General features: G+C 61.7%; 17 protein-coding genes and 1 pseudogene. 11 read left to right on the top strand and 7 right to left on the bottom strand.

Annotated features, from left to right (window positions below; translation table 11 throughout):
* Positions 1 to 296: 296 nt before the first annotated feature.
* Complete coding sequence (locus tag AB839_RS05385) at positions 297 to 1,421, bottom strand: DUF3883 domain-containing protein (RefSeq protein ID WP_061478578.1); 1,125 nt, start codon at positions 1,419 to 1,421, stop codon at positions 297 to 299.
* A 329-nt stretch (positions 1,422 to 1,750) separates the two neighbouring features.
* Between AB839_RS05385 and AB839_RS05380 the strand changes: the two genes are divergently transcribed.
* Both AB839_RS05380 and vsr read left to right on the top strand, forming a co-directional pair.
* The gene (locus AB839_RS05380) at positions 1,751 to 3,250 is read left to right on the top strand and encodes a DNA cytosine methyltransferase (protein ID WP_061478577.1); all 1,500 of its coding nucleotides are present in this window, start codon (positions 1,751 to 1,753) and stop codon (positions 3,248 to 3,250) included.
* A gap of 82 nt (positions 3,251 to 3,332) precedes the next feature.
* Entirely contained in the window at positions 3,333 to 3,797 is a 465-nt protein-coding gene (gene vsr, locus AB839_RS21005; protein WP_082783293.1) for a DNA mismatch endonuclease Vsr, read from the top strand.
* 101 nt (positions 3,798 to 3,898) lie between these two features.
* Here vsr and AB839_RS05375 read toward each other — a convergent pair whose 3' ends face one another.
* From AB839_RS05375 to aceE, 3 genes are all read right to left on the bottom strand, one after another.
* Entirely contained in the window at positions 3,899 to 5,671 is a 1,773-nt protein-coding gene (locus AB839_RS05375; protein WP_061478576.1) for a DUF262 domain-containing protein, read from the bottom strand.
* Between the two features lie 90 nt (positions 5,672 to 5,761).
* Positions 5,762 to 8,800 (bottom strand): DEAD/DEAH box helicase family protein, encoded by a 3,039-nt coding sequence (locus AB839_RS05370; RefSeq protein WP_061478575.1) that lies wholly within the window; start codon positions 8,798 to 8,800, stop codon positions 5,762 to 5,764.
* 77 nt (positions 8,801 to 8,877) lie between these two features.
* Entirely contained in the window at positions 8,878 to 11,565 is a 2,688-nt protein-coding gene (aceE, locus tag AB839_RS05365; RefSeq protein ID WP_012478970.1) for a pyruvate dehydrogenase (acetyl-transferring), homodimeric type, read from the bottom strand.
* A 547-nt stretch (positions 11,566 to 12,112) separates the two neighbouring features.
* Here aceE and AB839_RS05360 point away from each other — a divergent pair.
* Together AB839_RS05360 and AB839_RS05355 are read left to right on the top strand one after the other, a co-directional pair.
* Complete coding sequence (locus AB839_RS05360; protein ID WP_061478574.1) at positions 12,113 to 12,673, top strand: PadR family transcriptional regulator; 561 nt, start codon at positions 12,113 to 12,115, stop codon at positions 12,671 to 12,673.
* Between the two features lie 60 nt (positions 12,674 to 12,733).
* A complete protein-coding gene (locus AB839_RS05355; protein WP_061478573.1) occupies positions 12,734 to 13,531 on the top strand; it encodes a siderophore-interacting protein in 798 nt (265 codons plus the stop codon).
* 159 nt (positions 13,532 to 13,690) lie between these two features.
* Here AB839_RS05355 and AB839_RS05350 read toward each other — a convergent pair.
* Positions 13,691 to 14,017: pseudogene (locus tag AB839_RS05350) on the bottom strand (hypothetical protein); the annotation flags it as partial.
* A 197-nt stretch (positions 14,018 to 14,214) separates the two neighbouring features.
* Between AB839_RS05350 and AB839_RS05345 the strand changes: the two are divergent.
* Entirely contained in the window at positions 14,215 to 14,616 is a 402-nt protein-coding gene (locus tag AB839_RS05345; protein ID WP_061478572.1) for a hypothetical protein, read from the top strand.
* 181 nt (positions 14,617 to 14,797) lie between these two features.
* On the opposite strand, the gene AB839_RS05340 is transcribed toward AB839_RS05345, so the two are convergent.
* Positions 14,798 to 15,505 (bottom strand): YceI family protein, encoded by a 708-nt coding sequence (locus AB839_RS05340; RefSeq protein WP_005415047.1) that lies wholly within the window; start codon positions 15,503 to 15,505, stop codon positions 14,798 to 14,800.
* Between the two features lie 86 nt (positions 15,506 to 15,591).
* Positions 15,592 to 16,182: a malonic semialdehyde reductase gene (locus AB839_RS05335; RefSeq protein WP_005415046.1), complete on the bottom strand. Its 591-nt coding sequence runs from the start codon at positions 16,180 to 16,182 to the stop codon at positions 15,592 to 15,594.
* Between the two features lie 126 nt (positions 16,183 to 16,308).
* Here AB839_RS05335 and AB839_RS05330 point away from each other — a divergent pair, with 126 nt between their 5' ends.
* The 6 genes from AB839_RS05330 (at position 16,309) to AB839_RS05305 (ending at position 20,258) form a co-directional block, all read left to right on the top strand.
* Positions 16,309 to 17,268 carry a mitochondrial fission ELM1 family protein gene (locus tag AB839_RS05330; protein ID WP_061478571.1) on the top strand — a complete coding sequence of 320 codons (960 nt, stop codon included), beginning with the start codon at positions 16,309 to 16,311 and terminating at the stop codon, positions 17,266 to 17,268.
* A gap of 154 nt (positions 17,269 to 17,422) precedes the next feature.
* Entirely contained in the window at positions 17,423 to 17,653 is a 231-nt protein-coding gene (locus tag AB839_RS05325; protein WP_005415044.1) for a hypothetical protein, read from the top strand.
* 48 nt (positions 17,654 to 17,701) lie between these two features.
* Complete coding sequence (locus AB839_RS05320) at positions 17,702 to 18,553, top strand: DUF2145 domain-containing protein (RefSeq protein WP_061478570.1); 852 nt, start codon at positions 17,702 to 17,704, stop codon at positions 18,551 to 18,553.
* Positions 18,554 to 18,572: 19 nt separating this feature from the next.
* Positions 18,573 to 19,076, top strand: a complete 504-nt coding sequence (locus tag AB839_RS05315; RefSeq protein WP_061478569.1) for a hypothetical protein — start codon at positions 18,573 to 18,575, stop codon at positions 19,074 to 19,076.
* 32 nt (positions 19,077 to 19,108) lie between these two features.
* Positions 19,109 to 19,621, top strand: coding sequence for a hypothetical protein (locus AB839_RS05310; protein WP_061478568.1), 513 nt, complete (start codon positions 19,109 to 19,111; stop codon positions 19,619 to 19,621).
* Between the two features lie 76 nt (positions 19,622 to 19,697).
* Positions 19,698 to 20,258, top strand: a complete 561-nt coding sequence (locus AB839_RS05305; RefSeq protein WP_005415040.1) for a queuosine precursor transporter — start codon at positions 19,698 to 19,700, stop codon at positions 20,256 to 20,258.
* The last annotated feature ends 200 nt before the right edge of the window (positions 20,259 to 20,458 follow it).

Here is a 20,458-nt window from a genome sequence, read left to right as displayed (position 1 = left end):
ATTGTCTTCATTCTGGAGATGAGTTCTTCAGACTTATGATCCGAGGCACCCCAGCTGTGCTGGTAGACGATTCCACGACACACCTACTGATCACCAGCGCCTCTATCCGGACCGCGCTTGCGCAGAGGGGCCTACTGACAGGGCGGTCCGACTGAGCGACACCTTGGCAATCGCGGCAATGAAGACGAAAGAGGGCCGCAATTCGTTCGAAGAGCATGCCCCCTGGTGCCGGAGGAAGTCGCGCTCCGCCCGGCTCATCAGATCACTGAGAAGTAGCACCGATGTAGTCCAGAGACTTACTTATCGTCGTCCAGCTCCGAGTTCGGCAGATAGTGGATGTCTGAGCTGAACTGAAGAATTGGCGGGAGGATGGAGACCGAATCTACCGAGACGCCGGACGGAAGGTCTTCGAGCGCTTCCAGGATAGGAGCCAAGGCGGGCCCAACATCATATGCAGCCCGCATCTCCGCCCCTTTCTCTGACAGTCGATAGAGACGATATATGTCGTAGCACACACCACCTCGCACTGCTTCAACGATCTCCGCGCGCGACATATGCAGTGCGGCTTCAAATTCGCCAGTAGTCGACTTGGCATCAATTCGGCGTTCGACGCCATGCGGGGGCATTCTGAGTCGGAAGTCATATGGTGCGATCGCATTGCTGCTAGATGTCCACTCAACGTCAGAGCACTCTCCCTCTCGCTGCAGGTCCAACAGCCAGTCGTTGAGGTACAGTTCGCCGGAGATTCCCGTTGACTGTGCGCGGTCTCGGATCTCGAGAAATTCCTCTGGAGTCAGTCCGCGCCTGTTGCGACGGGCGTAGAGCTTAAGAGTGGCAGCCGCGCTGCCAAGCCCGATCTCTTCAAGCAGCGCGCCCTCTGCCCAGTCAGACAGCGCGTGTCGGCCGGCAACCCCACTCCGCTCCAATACATCATGAATGAAGTGCTCATCTATGACACGCATCGAGCCGGTCACAAAGATCTGACTGAGGGTTTGATGGAGCTGTGCATCCTTTGGATCGGCTGCCGAAACCAGCAGCATATGGATAGCCTCCGGCACTTGATCGCCGCGGAACTCAAAGAAGGCAAAGTCGTCAGCTGCGAGGTAGTTGTACCTCTGCGGATCATCGATCGGTCCATCGATAAATTCGCCGTTGAGCCTCCAGTTCTTCTGCTGCTTGAGGATCTTGCGGACCAGCGTGTGAGGCGCGCAGGCCCCGGGGCCAGAGATCTTGAGCTCGAGGTTGTACCGAGGGTTGGGCACCGCCCCCGGCTTGGCCAGCTCAGGGAACAGGCTGTCTACCAAGACGCTTCTGTCCAGGTTGATCGCCTTTTGGTTGCCGGCGGGTCGATTGGTGAAATGCCAGCGAAAAACAGTCAAATCTGAAGCGGTGAGACGCTTGAGGGCTAGCTTGCGGGCCATATGTCGACCGTGTTTATTCAGATGAATACAAGTATGCCGTCTCCGGAGCTGCATATGTGGTGCATTTATACGCAGATTACTCCACAATGCTGCCACCATCCCAATGCTGGCCTTGTCATGGCTCGAAGCCCTATCTCACCAGACCGCAGGTCTGTGCGGACGTCGGTGATGCTGCCCGAAAACGTCCACACCCAGGTTCAGGCCTTAGCAGACAGCCATCACGTTTCGTCCGCCTGGGTCATTCGCATGGCGGTCCAACGTTTCCTCGACGACTGCAACAACCAAACCGAGTCACCACTTCGCCTGCCAAACGGGCAAGGGACCAATTGATGAACACTGACGTCATTCTTCGTAAGCTAGAGCGCATCGCCGCGGGCGCTAAGCCTCGCGTGCTTGATCTGTTCGCTGGCTGCGGGGGCATTTCTCTGGGCTTTGAGTCAGCCGGCTTCGAGCTCCGCGCCGCGGTTGAGTTCGACCCCGATGCTGCTAGATCGCATGGCTTGAACTTCCATGGTGGTGCAGAGGCTCACAGCAAGCCAATTGATATCACCAAGACCACACCAGCCGAGCTCTGCATGCAGCTCGGGCTTGGGAGCGTCGCTGACGCATTTGACATCGTCGTCGGGGGCCCGCCATGCCAAGCGTTCGCTCGCGTCGGCCGCTCAAAGCTGCGCGAGATTGAAGAGCACCCTGAGGCCTTCATTCACGACCCGCGAGCTCAACTCTATAAGAAGTACCTCGAGTACGTAGATGCGTTCCAGCCCGTCGCGGTTCTGATGGAGAATGTGCCCGACATGCTCAACCATGGCGGGCAGAACATCGCTGAAGAAACCTGTGAGGTTCTGGAGTCGAAGGGCTATACCTGCGGGTACACACTTCTCAATGCGGCATTCTATGGCGTTCCGCAGATGCGTGAGCGTATGTTCCTGATGGCATACAGGCGCGAACTCAATGCGACCGTGTCTTTCCCCAAGCCGACTCACTATCTTGTCTTGCCGCCAGGCTATGAGGGTTCGCGCTCTGTCGCACTGAAGACGTTGCGCAATCTCTTTGACGGGGCTCATTCATACATTGCTCCTCCGGCGGCCTCACCTGACCTTCCACCTGCCGTCACCGCGGCAGACGCCCTTGCAGATATGCCAAGTATCAACGCACGCGAGCTTCTTGCGGAGGGGAAGATTGTGCGTGGCGCGCGTCGCTTTGACACTCCGATCCCATATGGCAAGAAGAAGCCCACTGCTTACGGGACGCTGATGCGTTCGTGGGAGGGGCATGAAGCTCCCAAGCAAGGCATCTCCGATCACGTAATTCGGTACCTCCCGAGAGACTACGAGCTGTTTGCAAGAATGAATCCTGGGGATCAGTATCCTGAGGCTTACACGCACGCTCTTGAGATGTTCCAGGAGAAGTTGGAGGCAGCCCGTGCCCGAGGCGAAAAATTGGGAGAGAAGTCGGCGGCCTACAAGGCTCTCTGGGATTCAATTGTTCCGCCATACGATGCTACTAAGTTCCCGAACAAGTGGCGCAAGATGTGGGCGGATCAACCCGCACGCACATTGATGGCGCACCTCGGGAAGGACAGCTATAGCCACATTCACTACGATAGCAGTCAGGCACGGACCATATCTGTTCGTGAGGCGGCTCGGCTTCAGTCCTTCCCAGATGGATTCAAGTTTAGCGGCACTATGAATCCTGCGTTCAAGCAGATCGGTAACGCTGTCCCTCCTCTTCTAGCAAAAGCGATTGCATCTGAGATCCTAAAGACCCTGTCCGAGTCAATCATTGAAATGCGTGCTGCGCCGCTGAATGGCGAGCGAGTAGGCACGTAATCTCGGAGCGTTTGCTGTCTGGCCGAGCTACATTCTTGCCAGACGGCTCGCTGGCCACCTCAGGCGACTGCAGGAGTCTTCGATGATAGATCGACTGACGGAAGCTCAGCGCAGCTTGAACATGCGGCGAATCCGCGGGATAGATACGCTGCCAGAGCTGATCCTTCGACGGGCTCTACACTCCCTAGGTCTCAGGTACGCGGTGAACAAGAGGGACCTTCCCGGGTCACCGGATATAGCCCTATCGAGATTCAAGACCGTAGTATTTGTTCACGGGTGTTTCTGGCATGGTCATGCTTGTTACCGCGCAAAAATACCGTCAACACGAACGGAGTTCTGGACGAATAAGATTCAAGCAAACCAAGCACGCGACGCGCGTGTTGAGCACGCCCTCAGAGAGCTGCATTGGCGAATCATCGTGGTTTGGGAATGCTCCCTCCAGGGCCGCACGAAACTTGGCGCCCAAAATGTAGCGAATGCCTGCTTTGAGTTCGTCAACCGAAACTATCCAGACAGGCTCGAAATTGCAGGACAGCAATCACCATAAAATCGGTGGTGTCTGCATCCAGCAAGATCCCCGCGGCGCCTTGTGTCGAGGCACTTCCCCGATTGACGAAAGAAATGCCCACAATGCCCGACACCGCCTACTCACTCCTCGATGATTGAGGGGTCATCGAGCTCGATTGTCTCCAAAGGTTGATCCGATTCTTGCACACCGAACTCGGCCAACCTCTGGACTAGGGAGCGATATCTGAGCTCAATGAAGCGATCGTAGTCGGAGACTCGCTTAGAGGGCTCCAGAAGAACTCCAATAGCCTCGTCGGATATCATCTGCAGATGAAATGAGCGTTCCCTTGGGAATTTGGACTGTTCAACCTGATTCCTTGGATCAAAGTTCAGCCAATCTGCATTGGTCTCCGCCGCGAGGATCATGGTATTGAGTGCGATGTTTGTATCCATTGCACTTTTCTTGTAGTCGGAAATCCCCTTAGGAGACCACCGTGTCGGAAATATATGGTGAACCTGTGCGAGGGACACCCCGTCCCTGTACCCGACGCTTCCGCCCAGTACCGGATCAGACGGCGCGCTCGAGTTTATCAGGCAGAGAAGAAGCTTACCGAGGGCACCGGTTGGGCTCGCCAACTTAAAGCTTGGGGTAACCACAACTGCACTAACCCATTTGGGCTCTGCATCACCCAGTATCCAAGCTTCCATCTCGTTAGCGTCCCGCTCCTGCTTGCTGTGTACGCCCTCTTGATAGCGCTGGCTCACTGCCGACGCTACAAACCAACGACGGAGCTTGCGCTGAGCCTCACCTAATTCGGCATTGCTCAATTTCCTAAGCATCACCCGGTGATAGACCACCGCCATCGGCGCGTACAGAGCGTCATAGGGAGTGAGCTTTCCCGTGACATCCAAGCCGAGACCCACGTGCTGGGTCAGAAACTTCCCAACCTCGTTCAGCGCAGCGGCAGCCACATCGCGGTGACGCTGATAGCTGGCGGGATCAATCGTCTTCGGCAGGTCCGACTTCTTCGGAGACTTCCCAGACAGAAGGGCAATTACCTGCAAAAGAATCTCGCCATTCTTATCCATGTTTGAATAATAGCGAAACTGCTGCTTCAGCGAGTCAACGTCGTCTTCTAGCTTAATTCCACTTGGATAGAGAATTGCAACCACAAGCTCAAACGGAGTAAGCGTTTTCCCCGAGCTATTGATCGTCGAAAAGATCTTACTTATCCCCGCCATATCAAACTCCGCGCCAAGCTCAATAACCGGAACTTGAATGTTCTCGTTTGGAGAAAGGTGCACCCTAACAAGCTTCCTGACTATCGACTTAATTCTCTTGTCACTCGCATCCAGAAGCTCATCCAAGTATGACTGCTTTTCTTGGGTCAGGTAGCCGGTCCAGACAAGACCTGATTTTGCGAAGAAGTGATTCCTGTCCAAACGGTGGGGCTTTGCAACCAAGTACCCTGAATCCAAATCTATAGACTCTGCGAACTTTGCCACACCGGCGTCGTCATCCAAGTTCACGCTCTGCTCTGTAAGCAGCGCGTCAAGTTTTGCACAGTTAATGTAGTACTCATTGCCACCCACCCCCTCCAATCCAAATAGGATGGAAAGGCCAGCAGTGATTCTCTGTTGACCGTCCAGAACCAAACTTTCGCTGCTTTCATTTCCTGCAGCCAGCTTTCCTGCACCGTGAAACTCTCTGGGGCCCAACATTCTTCCCTCGGGTGAGGTAAGGAAAAGGAAGGCACCAATCGGATATCCGAGTCGCAGCGACTCGTAGAGCGACATTACTTGACGTGTCGTCCACGTCCACTTCCGCTGGAACGCGGGCAACTGGTAGTGCCCTGTCTTAGCCTTTCGAATGATCGCGCCATAGTTGAGTGCAGTGGTCTTAGTGTGTGACATCCTCAATCTCCAAACTTCTCAATCAGTAGTAAGTGTTCGGCAATTCTTAGCGATCAAAGCTGCGCTTGGCGGGTGGCGGCCATCTCCATACTATGGTGAGACCATGATTTTAAGGTCCACGTCATTTGCACTACAGACCGCCAGCCATGCGTCTATTAATTGATACGCTTGGAGTGATTCCGCCTTAGCCGCCCCCCCTTTCTTAATTTCATTCTTAAACGAACTGTAAGAAAAAGAGTTTGCGACTACGATCCACACTTCCTTCTTGCATCCGGGTGAACTCCGCCGCTTCTTTATGGTTTCAACTGCAGCGGCGATGCACGAAGAGTAAGCTCTTGGCGTTGATGGAATCTTGCGCTCTACGCCGTCCTTAGCCAAGAATCGCAACCGGTGTTTGAGCTTATTGATTGCGCCGTTATGGGGCCAAGGTAGGGCAAGCCGTCCTTCATTCCCGAATGACAGCGATTCGCTCGACGAAATCAAGTATTCAATGTTCTTTATCGCCTGAGCCCCCACTTCGGCAAGGGCACCGGCTGGCGACTTTGGACGCTTTGAGTCGCCGCACTTCACATGTACAAAGCAAAGCGCCTTTGGTGAAGAAACTATGAAGTCTGCTGCCTCCGTACCCATATCGGTGCAGACCACGAGATCGATGTCAGGAACCAACCTCCTTAGCACACCGTACTGGATCGAACCATATTTTTTATCGTTGCCGCGGGCTATGCTATCGATAAGATTAAATACTGAGTCCGCATCAAATTTTTCCGCGGTAGTCCCAACATATTCATTACCCTGAAAAAGTCCCTTCTCGGACAGGCCTGCCAACTGAAGCTCAGGAACAGGATAAATTGACGACCCTATGACGGTATTTTCCAGCTCAAGTCCCGCTGTCGTCGGCAAAGCTGACTTGTAAAACCTCCCATCTACGTATGAGACACCATCGGCGAAGAGGATCTTCAGCGACCTTGTATTCAAGTCTTGAGCGAGTGATACAGCCTCGCCATTGGGCGAGACCAACTTAACGCCTGAGTTTGCAGCGAAGACCACCTTCCCCTCGCCTTCCATATAGGAAAAGCTCAGCTTCGACGGTCCGATCTTTACACTCCAATCTGGACAATCTAGAAAGAGAAATCCTGAGTCAAGCGGCTCAGATTTTGCGCCGGAGACAACCTTGGCGCCCGCCGGTAGATCCGTGAAATCGATAGTCATAGACAGAGGTCCGTCAACCGTCATCGCATCGACAGGCAGAGCAAACGCGCCGATCACCGGGCTCAGTGGCGAGGCATCCTGATCCAACACAGCCACCACCTCGTCGACCCATTCCGACAGGCGCTCCAGGTCAAATGAGCCAACTTTCTGATCAGAGACTCGTCCGGATCCGACACTAAGATAGTAGCTACTCTCGACACTGTGTGTTAAGTCAAGATTTTCGACCTTCGTTACGGAGAGAGCATAACTGGCTGCCGACTGGCCTGAATAAGTCGCAGTTAGTTCCGGTCCGACATGCGAAACTCGCTCTGGCCTCCTTCTTGCCGTGCTTATCGATCTCGCATGCATTTCCTTTACTCTAGTTGCAGCACCGCGAGCTGAAAGATTAAATAGTCGCTGAGGGTCGACGGGCTGCTTGGTACCAAGAACAGAGTCCCCCGCATGATTTATTGAGCGACTGTCGAATACTGCCAAATAGTCGCCAATCTTCTTCACAATTACCACATGAAGAGAGGGTTCGAAGAACAACTTACTCCTCAGATACTTGGAGCTCTCGAACTGTATGGATGCGACCACTTTGAATCCGTGTGCCGAGTCATAGCATTTCGCCAATTCCCCAGCGTGATGATTCCTCCAAAGCATGGCGTCAACAAAGGACTCGATGGTGAAGCCCTCCTCTACCCCCAGGAAGCATACGGATGCGGTGGGCACGCGGATATCTTTATCCACATCTAGGCTCAATAGCTCGAACTTCTCCCTGAAGGTCGCACCCAGGTACATGTACTGGGGAAACGTATCGAGGTAGCTCTCGATCAGCTTAGCCGTGTCAAGAGAATTAACGAACTTGGCCCATCCTGTATCTGTGGAGATGGACGAGTCAAACTCGAGGTAGTTGTCCCACATCTTTGTGTTGCTGGATGAGCCGCAGTCAAGCACCAGTGGCTGTATGCCCTCGAACTTTCGCACGATTCTTCCAATGGTCTGCACGAGCTCTCGACCGCTTGCCACTGGATAAGTGAGGACACACAACTTTGCGGAAGGAAGGTCTACGCCCTCATCCAGCTTTCTTTGGTGAATCACCACTCGAACATCTAGCGAGCTCAACCCAGGCGGGACAGATCTTGCGGTTCCAGCGGAGACATCCTCCGGTAACCTTTGGTGAATTGCCATGGTACTGAGACCCGCGGCTTCCATTAGACCCTTCAGCCTCTTAATATCCTCGAGGCTCTTCGCCTTCACGATTGCCTTCGTGGAAGGGTTATCTGATAAAAAGATCAATGTGCGGCGGACGGCATCCGCAACAGTGCACGGCTCGAATGCCGGCGGTGCAATGACTTGATGCTCGACCGCTTGCTTGAATGTGTAGCAGCAGGTTGAATCAAGGCCAATGTCGAATTGGAACAAGTCATTTCGATATGGTGTCGCCGTCACTATTATTTTGTGGCAGTTAAACTGCCGAACGGCCCTTCCCCAAAGGGGAGCCGGTTCCGAGTGGCCCTCATCAACGATCAGCAGCGAGCAGTCTTCAGCTAGGCGGCGGAGTTTAGTTGACTCCATTCGAATCAGCTTTTGGAACGTACCTACGTATATGCAGTCATCCTTGATTTCTCCGCCGAGTTGGTCGACTTCGCGAAGCGACTCTACGACTACGCCCCTCTCTGAGAAGAACCTACCTGATATGTCGTCTACGAGCTGCCGGCAGACTGCCGCTCGGGGGCTGAGTACAACGATCGGCCCGCGGGGCTGAGACTGGCAGACGGAGGCTATCAGTCCTGACTTTCCCGCGCCGGTAGGCATTACGACCAAGAATGACGTGCCTGCGTAGTCCCTTTCAAGATACTCACGAACCGCATTGGCCGCGCGACGTTGTCCTTCGCGCATCGCCACTGTTACCGCAACTTCTTCGTCCGTGGTGAGCATTCCTTGGCTCCTATCTTGTCTATCAAAAAAGAAGGGCGATCAGATGATCGCCCTTTTATTACGAAACGCCGAGAGAATCAAACCCCAACAGGATTAGCCTTCTCCGGATCAATCTTGTACTGCTTGATCGCCCGGGCCACGTCCTTCGCGGTCATCTTCCCTTCCTTCGCCAGCGCCGCAATCGCGGCATGCGCGATGTAGTACCGGTCAACCTCAAAGAACCGGCGCAGGTTCGCACGCGTATCCGAGCGACCAAACCCATCCGTACCCAGCACCGTGTAGCTCATCGGCACGAACGCACGGATCTGGTCCGCGTACGCACGCACATAGTCGGTGGCGGCAATCGCCGGGCCCTGGCGGCCTTCCAGCAGCTCGGTCACGTAGGCCTTGCGCTGCTCACCTTCCGGATGCAGGCGGTTGGCACGTTCCACGTCGAAACCATCGCGACGCAGTTCGTTGAAGCTCGGGCAGCTCCAGATGTCGGCGGTCACGCCGAAGTCCTTGTCCAGCAACTCGGCCGCGGCAATGGCTTCGCGCAGGATGGTGCCGGAGCCCAGCAGCTGCACGCGCAGCTCGCCCTTCTTCGGCTTGCCGGCGTCGGTCAGCAGGTACATGCCCTTGACGATGCCCTCGGCCGCGCCTTCCGGCATTTCCGGGTGGGTGTAGTTCTCGTTCATCAGGGTGACGTAGTAATACTCGTCCACCTGATCTTCCATCATGCGCTTGGTGCCGTGCTGCAGGATCACCGTCACTTCGAAGCCGAAGGTCGGGTCGTAGCTGCGCACGTTGGGGATGCCACCGGCCACCAGATGGCTGAAGCCATCTTCGTGCTGCAGGCCTTCACCGTTCAGCGTGGTGCGGCCGGCGGTGCCACCCAGCAGGAAGCCGCGCGTACGCATGTCGGCGGCCTGCCAGGCGATGTCGCCCACGCGCTGGAAGCCGAACATCGAGTAGTAGATGTAGAACGGCAGCATCGGCACGTTGCTGACCGAGTAGCTGGTACCGGCGGCCATCCACGAGCTGATCGCACCCGGTTCGCTGATGCCCTGCTGCAGCACCTGGCCGCTCTGGTCTTCGCGGTAGAACATCAGCTGGTCCGCGTCCACCGGCTTGTACTTCTGGCCGAACGGCGCGTAGATGCCGATCTGGCGGAACAGGCCTTCCATGCCGAAGGTACGGGCTTCGTCGGCCACGATCGGCACGATGTGCGGGCCCAGTTCCTTGTCACGCAGGGTGATGTTCAGGCTCTGCACGAACGCCATGGTGGTGGAGTAGCTGCGCTCGCCGCTGCTCTTCAGCAGGCGCTCGTACGCTTCCAGCTTCGGCGCCACGAAGGTCTTGTCGGCCTTGCGGCGGCGCTGCGGCAGGTAACCGCCCAGCGCGGCACGGCGTTCCTGCAGGTACTGCACTTCCGGCGAATCCGGGCCCGGGTGGTAGAACGGCACCTGGCCGTCGGCCAGCTGCGCGTCGGTCACCGGAATGTTGAAGCGGTCGCGGAAGTGGCGCACCGCTTCGTCGTCCAGCTTCTTGGTCTGGTGGGTCGGGTTCAGTGCCTCACCGGCGCTGCCCATGCCGTAACCCTTCACGGTCTTGGCCAGGATGACGGTCGGCATGCCCTTGGTGTTCACGGCCTGGTGGTAGGCGGCGTACACCTTGTGCGGGTCGTGGCCACCACGGTTCAGGCGCCAGATATCGTCGTCGCTCAGGCCGGCGACCATCGCGGCGGTTTCCGGGTACTTGCCGAAGAAATGCTCGCGGGTATAGGCGCCGCCGAAGGCCTTGCAGTTCTGGTATTCGCCGTCGACGGTTTCCATCATCAGCTTCTTCAGGACGCCGTTGGTGTCCTTGGCCAGCAGGGCATCCCAGTAACCGCCCCACAGCAGCTTGATCACGTTCCAGCCGCCGCCACGGAACACGCCTTCCAGTTCCTGGATGATCTTGCCGTTGCCGCGCACCGGGCCGTCCAGGCGCTGCAGGTTGCAGTTCACCACGAAGATCAGGTTGTCCAGGCCTTCACGGCCGGCCAGCGCGATGGCACCCAGGGTTTCCGGCTCGTCGCTCTCGCCGTCGCCGATGAAGCACCACACCTTGCGGTCGGACTTCTCGATCAGGCCACGGTTTTCCAGGTAGCGCATGAACTGCGCCTGGTAGATGGCGGCCAGCGGGCCCAGGCCCATCGACACGGTCGGGGTCTGCCAGTAGTCCGGCATCAGCCACGGGTGCGGGTACGAGGACAGGCCACCGCCGTCCACTTCCATGCGGAACTTGTCCAGCTGCTCTTCGCTGATGCGGCCTTCCAGGAAGGAACGCGCGTAGATGCCCGGGGCGCTGTGGCCCTGGATGAACAGCAGGTCGCCCGGGTGGTTCTCGCTGGGGGCGCGCCAGAAGTGGTTGAAGCCCACGTCGTACAGGGTGGCGCCGGAGGCGAACGAGGCGATGTGGCCGCCCAGGTCACCCGGCTTGCGGTTGGCGCGCACCACGGTGGCCATCGCGTTCCAGCGGATGATCGAACGGATGCGCCATTCCAACTCGGCGTTGCCCGGGCTCTTGGCCTCGAACTGCGGTTCGATGGTATTGACGTATTCGGTGGTGGGAGAGAACGGCAGGTAGGCGCCCGAACGACGGGTCAGTTCCACCATGCCTTCCAGCAGCTGATGCGCGCGCTCGGAGCCCTCGACATCAATAACGGCCTTCAACGACTCGATCCACTCCTGGGTTTCCACAGGATTCGGGTCGTTGTTCAGCACCTCGTTCAACCAGTTCATTAGCGCTCCCATAACCGCACGCACGCGCGCGACTGTTGTATAGATTTCTAGACCGCAAAGTGTAGCGCACCAAGGGCTTTCGTCACTTGGCTACGCAGGCGTATGGATGCAACCGGCCAGTGTCCGCAAGGGGCTTGCCGCGCCCGCTGACGGCCCTGCGGCGGGCCTTGGCGGCGGCGCGGGCTGTCGCTTGCGGGCCGCTGCGCCCATGTGCAGGACGCAGTGTTACTGCTGCCGATGACGGTTGTAGGGCAACTCCGGCACCGCCGTAGGTGGGCGCCGGGCAGCGGTTCTGAACCGGCGACAACATGTCGCACCTGCCTCTGGATCGCTGCCAGTCGCGGGCCCAGGGTGGGTCGCGAGTGATGGGCCCGATGGCCCTGCTCCCTTCCACAGCATCGCCGGGGCGCCTCACAGGGGGCGCCCCTTTTGCTGTGCGCACGCGGCCGGCCGTGGCCCAAATCGCACCTGCTTGTGGCCGGATCGGATGTTGTCGCTTTCGACGTATCGATATATCGTTTGCGCACTCGTTTACCGATATATCGAAATGAGCCGTGCCTCCTCTCCCAGAACCCGTTCCACCGATTCGGCGGTGCCCCGCCGCAACGGCCAGCCACGGGTGCTCAGCCGCGGCGACCTGCGCCTGCTGGTGCTGGCCCTGATCGGCGAGCAGCCACGCCATGGCTACGAGCTGATGCAGCTGATCAGCAACCAGTTCATGCAGGCCTACACACCCAGCGCCGGCACCATGTACCCGCTACTGGCCAGCTTCGAGCAGGCCGGCTGGATCGAGGCCGAGGAAGTGGATGGCAAGCGGATCTTCCGCATCACCGCCGCTGGCGAGTTCGAGCTGAAGGTGCAGCGCACCCAGGTGCGCCTGGCGCAGCGGCGTGCCTTCGACCGTGCCCGCGAGATCACCAAGGCCTCGCTGCCGCCGCCGCTGGCCGCGGCCCTGCGCGAGTTCAAGCGGGCGCTGGTGCATCACCACGGCCGCTGGGCCGAGGGTGAGGCGGACGAAGTGGCGGCACTGCTGACGCGGGCCTCGGCCCTGCTCAACGGTACTACCGGTGGCGAGAGCCAACCCTTTTCAACGACCCAGCCAGACTGACTCCAGCCAGGTCTCCCCCATGCCGCGCGCCCCCGCGCGACGCCCTTACAGGTAACCCCCATGACCGAACACAACAACACGCGCCTGCGCCTGGATGTGCGCTTCCGTGAACTGACCGTGCTGCGCACTGAAGAGGTCACCCCGCACATGCGCCGCATCGTGCTGGGTGGCGACGACCTGGCCGGCTTCGATTCGCCCGGCGCCGACGACCACATCAAGCTGTTCTTCCCCAACGCTGCGGGCGAGATGGTGCTGCCGGTGCTGACCGCCGAAGGCCGCAGCTACCCGGCCGGCAAGGAGCCCTCGCCCGCCCGTGACTACACCCCGCGCTGGTGGGACCACGAGCGCGGCGAGCTGGCCATCGACTTCGTGCTGCACGACCAGGGCGTGGCCGGGCCGTGGGCCGAACGCGCACAGCCGGGCGACATGCTGGTGATCGGCGGCCCGCGCGGCTCGTTCGTGGTGGCCGACACCTACGATGCCTATGTGCTGATCGGCGATGAAACTGCGCTGCCGGCCATCGCCCGATGGCTGGACGTGCTGCCGGACGGTGCCGAGGTGCAGGCCTTCATTGAAGTGCGCGACGAGGACGAGCGCCAGGACCTGCCGCAGTACGAGAACGTGCGCATCCACTGGCTGGAGCGCAACGGCTTCCCGGCGGCCAGCAGCACCCTGCTGGAAGACATGCTGACCGACTTCGAGGCCCCGGACGGCGATGTCTTCTACTGGATCGCCACCGAATCACGCCGCGCGCGGATGATGCGCAAGTTCATCGAAGGCCACCTGGGCGTGCCGCGCGACTGGATTCGTTCCACCGGCTACTGGAAGGCCCACCCGGACGAAACCGACGGCGATTGACCGGGCAACCGGTGGGTGCGGACCCTGCTTGGTGGGTGCGGACCGTTGGTCCGCACGCCTTTGACGCACCTTCCTGGGTGGGTGTGGACCGTTGGTCCGCACGCCCTTGACCATGTAGAGCCGAGCCCAAGCTCGGCTGCTTTTCGATCCACCCTCGCGCTACGCGCGATGAGCCGAGCGTGGGCTCGGCTCTACAGGAGCACTGGGCGCCCCCTGCCGCGTCCACCCGAACCGCTTCGCGGCCCATATCTCCAGCGCCACCAGCAGGGCGATGATCAGCACCGGCAGCAGCAGCCCGACGTACACGCCGGGCATCATGCCGTTGATCTGCGCCTTCACCAGCCGCAGCACGCCACGGGTATGCAGCAGCTCATCCACGTGCATGGTCAGCGCCTCGCGCACCACCTTGGGCTCCAGGCCGAGGGTGCCCGCCTTGTCCACCAGCGTGTCTTCCACCATGCCGCGGAGCAGGCCTTCGCGCACTTCCGTGGGTGATACAGCGGGCCATTGTAGAGCCGAGCCCACGCTCGGCTGCTCTTCGTTCCGCCATCGGAAAACCCTCGCGCTACGCGCGATGAGCCGAGCGTGGGCTCGGCTCTACAGGTATTCCATCGCCCGGTTCAACGCATCCGCCGGCAAGCAATGCGACAATCGCGCTCATTTCCTGCAGCAACGAGGCCCACATGGCCAAACTGACCCTGGCCAGCGTGGACGCGCTGCGTGCCCGCTTCGCTGATGACGCTGCCTGCGACGCGGCCCTGGCCGCCTTCGCCGACACCGCTGCACTGCGCGCGCCGCTGCGCGAGCTGGTGGAAGCACAGCACCGCTACCTGCAGGCCGAATTCGAAGTGGCGCAGGTGGCCGACGTGCTGCGCCGCGACCAGAAGTACGCGCCGGTGGGTCGGCCTTCGATCAACATCGTGCAGCTGCGCAAGCAGCAGGCTGCGACGAAGCAGGCGGCGCTGATCGCACGCCAGGTGGTGGCGCAGGCGGCGCAGACGTTCGTGCGGGTGAGCGGGATGACGGTGAAGGCCAAGCAGAGTCCGAGCGAGGCGTGCGTGGCGTGGTTGGGCGCGTTGCGCTGAGGGATCGTGCGGACCAACGGTCCGCACCCACCGACGTGGTAGTGCCGGCCGCTGGCCGGCAACCCCAGGAACATCGGCGCCCCGCGCCCAGCCGGCCAGCGGCCGGCTCTACCGGAACCCAAAAAGAAGGCCCGCTTTTCAGCGGGCCTTCTGCCTTCTCACGACGAGTGAGTTGGGTGCATCAGGCCGCCGGCTTTTCGCCGGTGGCTTCGGTGGTGATGCGGATCTTCACTTCATCGCTGACGTTCGGGGCATAGGCGCCGACGCCGAAATCGCTGCGCTTCAGGGTGGTGGTGGCATCGAAGCCGGCCGCCGGAACCTTGGCCATCGGGTGCTCGCCGCCGCCGTTGACGGTGACGTCCAGGGTGACCGGCTTGGTGATGCCCTTGATGGTCAGGTCGCCGGTGACGGTCAGCTTGTTGGTGCCGGCCGCTTCCACCTTGGTGCTCTTGAAGGTGGCATCGGCGAATTTGGCGGCGTCGAAGAAATCGGCGCTCTTCAGGTGCTCGTCGAACTTGGCGGTGAAGCTGTTCAGGCCGCTCAGCGGCAGCTTCACTTCCACGGTGGACTTGGTCACGTCTTCGGCGTTGTACACCAGGGTGCCTTCGACGTTGCCGAAGTGCGCGCTCGGGTTGGAGAAGCCGAAGTGGCTCCACTGCGCCAGCACGTCGGTGTGGCTCGGGTCCAGCTTGTAGGTGCCCGAGGCGATCTTGATCGCTTCGGCGGCCGGCGCGGCAGCAGCGGCATCAGCGGCCGGGGTGGCGGCCTGCTCGGTGGTGGCCGGGGCGGCGGCATCGGCCGCCGGGGCAGCGGTATCGGCCGGCTTGGAGCAGGCGGCGATGGCCAGGGTCAGGGCCAGCGGCAGCAGCAGTTTACGGGTGGCGCTCATCTGAGGAACTCTCCGGATCGTAGGGTGGGTACACGGTGCAGCAATGGCCCGCCGCGGAACAGCGGGCCCGAAACCGATACAGCGACTTACGCGATGCGCGCCGCTTCGTCGAACGACAGGCGCGGCAGGCGCGGGAACAGGCCCGCCGGATCACCGTAACCCAGGTTGACCAGGAAATTCGACTTGATGGAGGTGCCGGCGAAGAAGGCTTCGTCGACCTTGGCCGGGTCGAAGCCGGACATCGGGCCGGCATCCAGGCCCAGCGCGCGCGCAGCCAGGATCAGGTAGGCGCCCTGCAGGCTGCCGTTGCGGATGGCGGCTTCGTGGCGGCCTTCCTGCGGGCCATCGAACCAGGCCTTGGCATCGGTGTGCGGGAACAGGTACGGCAGCTTCTCGTGGAAGTCCAGGTCGAAACCGATGATGACGGTGACCGGCGCGGCCATGGTCTTGGCCAGGTTGCCTTCGGACAGCGCCGGGGCCAGCTTGTCCTTGGCCTCCTTCGAGGTAACGAAGACGAAGCGCGCCGGCGTGGTGTTGGCCGCGGTGGGGCCCCACTTCACCAGGTCGTACAGTTCCTTCAGCAGGCTCTCGGGGACCGGCTTGTCGAGGAAGGCGTTCTGGGTGCGGGCCGTACGGAACAGCTGGTCAAGGGCGGCGGCGTCGAGCGCGTGGGACATCGGTGGATCTCCAGGGCGGCGAAAGGAAGTCAGTGCCCGCGGGCGGCGCGGGGCGAAACGACGAGCCGCAGTGTAGAGTGTCGCGACTGTTGCAACACCCAGCAGGGCTGAAACGAATTAATGCCAATGGTGAAACGATCGAGCGCGCCATGGACGGTCACTGACGGCCGTGCGGGCAATGTCCGCCAGGCGGTCGCGCTGGCCTCGGCACTGCGCCAGGGCACCCACCGACCGCTGCTCCTGCAACCGCGCGCACCCTGGCGCTGGCTGTCACCGCGGCGCCTGCCCGGCGATGTGAATGGCTACGGCGAGGCCTTGGCGACGCTGGCGGCCGAGGCGCCGGCACTGGCGATCGGCTGTGGTCGCCAGGCGGCCGGTGCCCTGCGCGTGCTGCGTGCACGCGGCAGCCAGGTGGTGCAGATCCTCGACCCGCGCATCAGCGCCCGCCATTGGGACGTGGTGGTGGTGCCGGAACACGATGCCCTGCGCGGCAGCAATGTGCTGACCCTGCTCGGCAGCCTCAACCCGGTGGACGACGACTGGCTGGCCTGGGGCCGCGCCGCGTTCGCCGGCTTCAGCACCCTGCCCGGCCCGCGCACCGCACTGCTGGTCGGCGGGCCGACGCCGCTGGCGCCGTGGGACGAGACGGCGATGGTCGGCGTATTCCAGGCGCTGGCCGAGCAGATCCGCAGCGAAGGCGGCAGCCTGCTGGCGACCACCTCGCGACGCACGCCGCCGGCATTGGCCGAGATCCTGCGCGCGAAGTTCGTCGGCCTGCCGCACGTGATCTGGGGCGATGGTGGCGACGGTACCAATCCCTATGGTGGCCTGCTCGGCTGGGCCAACCGCGTGGTGGTGTCGCCCGATTCGGTGAACCTGCTCTCTGAGGCCTGCGCCACGCGCATGCCGGTGATGGTGGCACTGGCCGATACCGCGCAGGGCCGGCTGGCCCGTTTCCAGCAGCAGTTGCGCGAACGCGGGCGCTTGCAGCCGCACTGGCTGGACTGGCAATACGACCGCATCGAGCCACTGCGCGAGACCGCGCGGGTGGCGGCGGAAGTGAAGCAGCGCCTGGCCTTGGGGTAGTGCCGGCCGCTGGCCGGCAACGCTGCACGCATTACCGAACACCCTGCCGATGCCGGCCAGCGGCCGGCACTACCGGGGTGCACAGCGATTTCTGAACATTTCAATCCACCCATATCGTTAGAGTCCGGTGTCCCCCATCGGACCGAATGCCTTCATGCGTACCCTGCTCCTGCTGCCCCTGGCCCTGCTCGCCGCGTGTTCGACCGCGCCCACCGAGCTGGACCCGATCTCCTATCAATGCCAGCAGCAGCTGGACGCGTACCGCGAACAGCCGGCGCTGCGCGATCCGAAGACGGGCGAGCGCCCGCCGCTGCCGATCGCGCCGATCAGCGATGCCTGCGACAGGGAACTCCAGCGCAAGGGCGTCGATCGCCCGCTGCGCTGAGCAGCGTATGATCGGCGCGCGGGCCTGCCCGCAGTTGAAGGTACCGACATGGATCGTTTTTCCCGCCTGCGCCGCGCCGCGCTGCTGATCGCCAGCCTGCTGGCGACCGCACCGGCCTGGGCCGACAGCACCGCCTGCCGCGAGCGCTACCCGAGCGTGGCCTCGCAGGCGGCGATGCTGGATGTGGCCTGGACCACCGCCGAACGCCTGGACGCGCTGCCCGAGGTGGACGTGGCGGTGGCCGCGCGCGGTGGCCAGGACCTGAGCCGCTACGGCCTGCGCCACAGCCACCTGGCGTTCCTGCTGCGCGAGGACGACGGCCGCTGGCGCGCGATGCACCTGCTCAACCGCTGCAAGACCGACCGCTCGCAGCTGTACCACGAGGGCCTGGGCAACTTCGTCGGCGAGAGCGGCGGCCATACCGACCTGCGCATCGGCGTGCCGTCGGCGCCGTTGCGTGCGGCGCTGCGCGCGATGCTGGTGCCGCCCTCGATCCAGCCCAAGGCGCTGCACGAAGCGAAGTACAACGTGGTCGCCTACCCGTTCGCCACCGACTACCAGAACTCCAACCAGTGGGTGCTGGAAGTGCTGGCGGCGGCGATGGCGCAGGCCGAAGGCGCGCCGGCCATCGTCAAGCGCGAACAGGCACAGCAGTGGCTGCGCCAGCAGAAGTACCAGCCCAGCGTGCTGCATATCGGCCTCGGCAAGCGCGTGGGTGCGCGCCTGTTCGTGGCCAACGCCACCACCACCGACCATCCGGCCGGCGAACGCATCTCCGGCAACTATTCGGTGGTGACGGTGGAATCGGTGTTCGACTTCCTGCACCAGCGCAGCCAGCTGCAGCAGGAACTGGTGATCCCCCACGTGCCGGTGGCCGGTGCCACTGCCGCCGCCCCCTGAATTCCGCTAGGAGAACGACATGCGTCCGCTGCTTGCCTCTGTGTTGTCGATGGTGATCGTCACCGGCCTGGCCTGGTCGACGGCCGCCCACGCCGAACGCCGCATCGTGATCATCCATGACCCGGGCCCGCAGGGACCGAGCCTGGAAATGTCCACGCAGATGGTGGCCTCGGCCCGCGCCGCAGCAGCGAAGGAAGCCCAGGATGCGGCCGACGCCGGCCGGCCGCTGACCCGCCCGCAGCAGATCAAGCTGCCGCAGATGGAGGTGAGTGCCATCGCCACCACCGTCGATGGCCGCCGCGAAGTGCTGCTGCGTGATGCCAACGATCCGCAGAACACCGCATCGATGCAGTATCCGCGCGGCATCGGCGACCCGGCCGTGCAGTTCACCGTAGGCCAGACCGTGAATTTCGAGCCGACCGGCAACGACCAGGGCTGGCAGCTGAAGGACAACCAGGGCCGCCCGCTGGAATACCTGCCCGAGGCCACCGGCCCGCGCGATATCTTCGATACCCGGCGCTGAGCCGCCGTCCCCACGCTGACCAGGAGGTCTCCATGTTCCGTTGCCTGCGCGTTCCCGCTTCTGCCCTGCTGCTCTCCGCGCTGCTGGTGCCCACCGTCCATGCCGGTGCCGCGCCGGAGTTGAACAGCAGCGAAGCCAGCGTGCTGATCACCTCGCTGATCGTGGTCTCGGTGCCGCTCGCTGCGTCGGCGGGCCTGTCCGAACTGTCCAAGGCGCCGTTCAAGGCCAGCGAACGCAATGCCAGGGCTGCCCGCACCAAGGCGGTGCCGCTGCCACCGATGGAAGTGAAAAAGGTGGAGACCACGGCGGCGGGCGAGCGCCAGGTGCAGCTGCAGGTGCCCGACAAGGCCGATCAAACCGCCACCCTGCGCTGGCCGGCGCGCGTGCATGAAGACCAGACGGCGGCCTTCGTGGTCGGCCAGCAGGTGCATTTCGACCCCACCGAGGCCGGTGCCGGCTGGACCGTGAAGAGCGCACAGGGCCAGGCGCTGGCTTACGTCCCCACCGCCTATGCCGCGGGCGATGTGATGAGCGAAGCGCTGTAAAGCTGAACAAGCGGTTTTGGCTTTGCCGCGGGCCGGGCGGATAATGGGCGATCCCCTTTGTCCCCCCTGGCTCGCGATGTCCGTGCGTCCTGCCCCTGTGTTTGCCCCGCTGACCGCCCGCGCCCTGGTGCTGGCGGTATTGGCGATGGGCGCGGTGGTGCTGCTGTCCAACGTGCTGGTGCAGTACCCGATCAACGACTGGCTGACCTGGGGGGCCTTCAGTTATCCGGTCGCGTTCCTGGTCAGCAACCTGATCAACCGCCGCTTCGGCCCGGGCCCGGCGCGCCGCGTAGCGTGGATCGGCTTCGCGGTGGCGGTGCTGTTGTCGATCTGGGTGGCCACGCCGCGCATCGCCGTTGCCTCGTGCTCGGCCTTCATCGTGGCGCAGTTGCTGGACATCACCGTGTTCGACCGCCTGCGCCGTGGCAGCTGGTGGCGCGCACCGATGGTGGCCACGACCTGCAGCGCGACGGTGGATACCACGATTTTCTGGTCGATCGCATTTGCCGGTTCCACCCTGCCGTGGGTGAGCTGGGCGGCCGGGGACCTGGCGGTGAAGCTGGCGATCGGCGTGTGCCTGCTGGCCCCATTCCGCGCGCTGCTGTGGAAGATGGCGCCGCTGCGCGCGACCAGCTGACCGCACACGCTCTGGTAGGTGCCGACCGTTGGTCGGCACGCCCTGCAGAACTCATCGCTGCCGACAGATTGTGCCGACCAACGGTCGGCACCTACCAGGAGCGGGCCATCGCAGGGCCATTGAGCCGGTAGTCGCCAACCTTGGTTGGCGCTTGGCATTCATGCCAACCAAGGTTGGCATCTACCAACGGCGGGCCATCG

The organism is Stenotrophomonas sp. DDT-1, from assembly GCF_001580555.1.
Taxonomy (GTDB): domain Bacteria; phylum Pseudomonadota; class Gammaproteobacteria; order Xanthomonadales; family Xanthomonadaceae; genus Stenotrophomonas; species Stenotrophomonas sepilia.
Note: the sequence above shows the minus strand (reverse complement) of the source record. Positions and strands in the feature narration are given on the sequence as shown.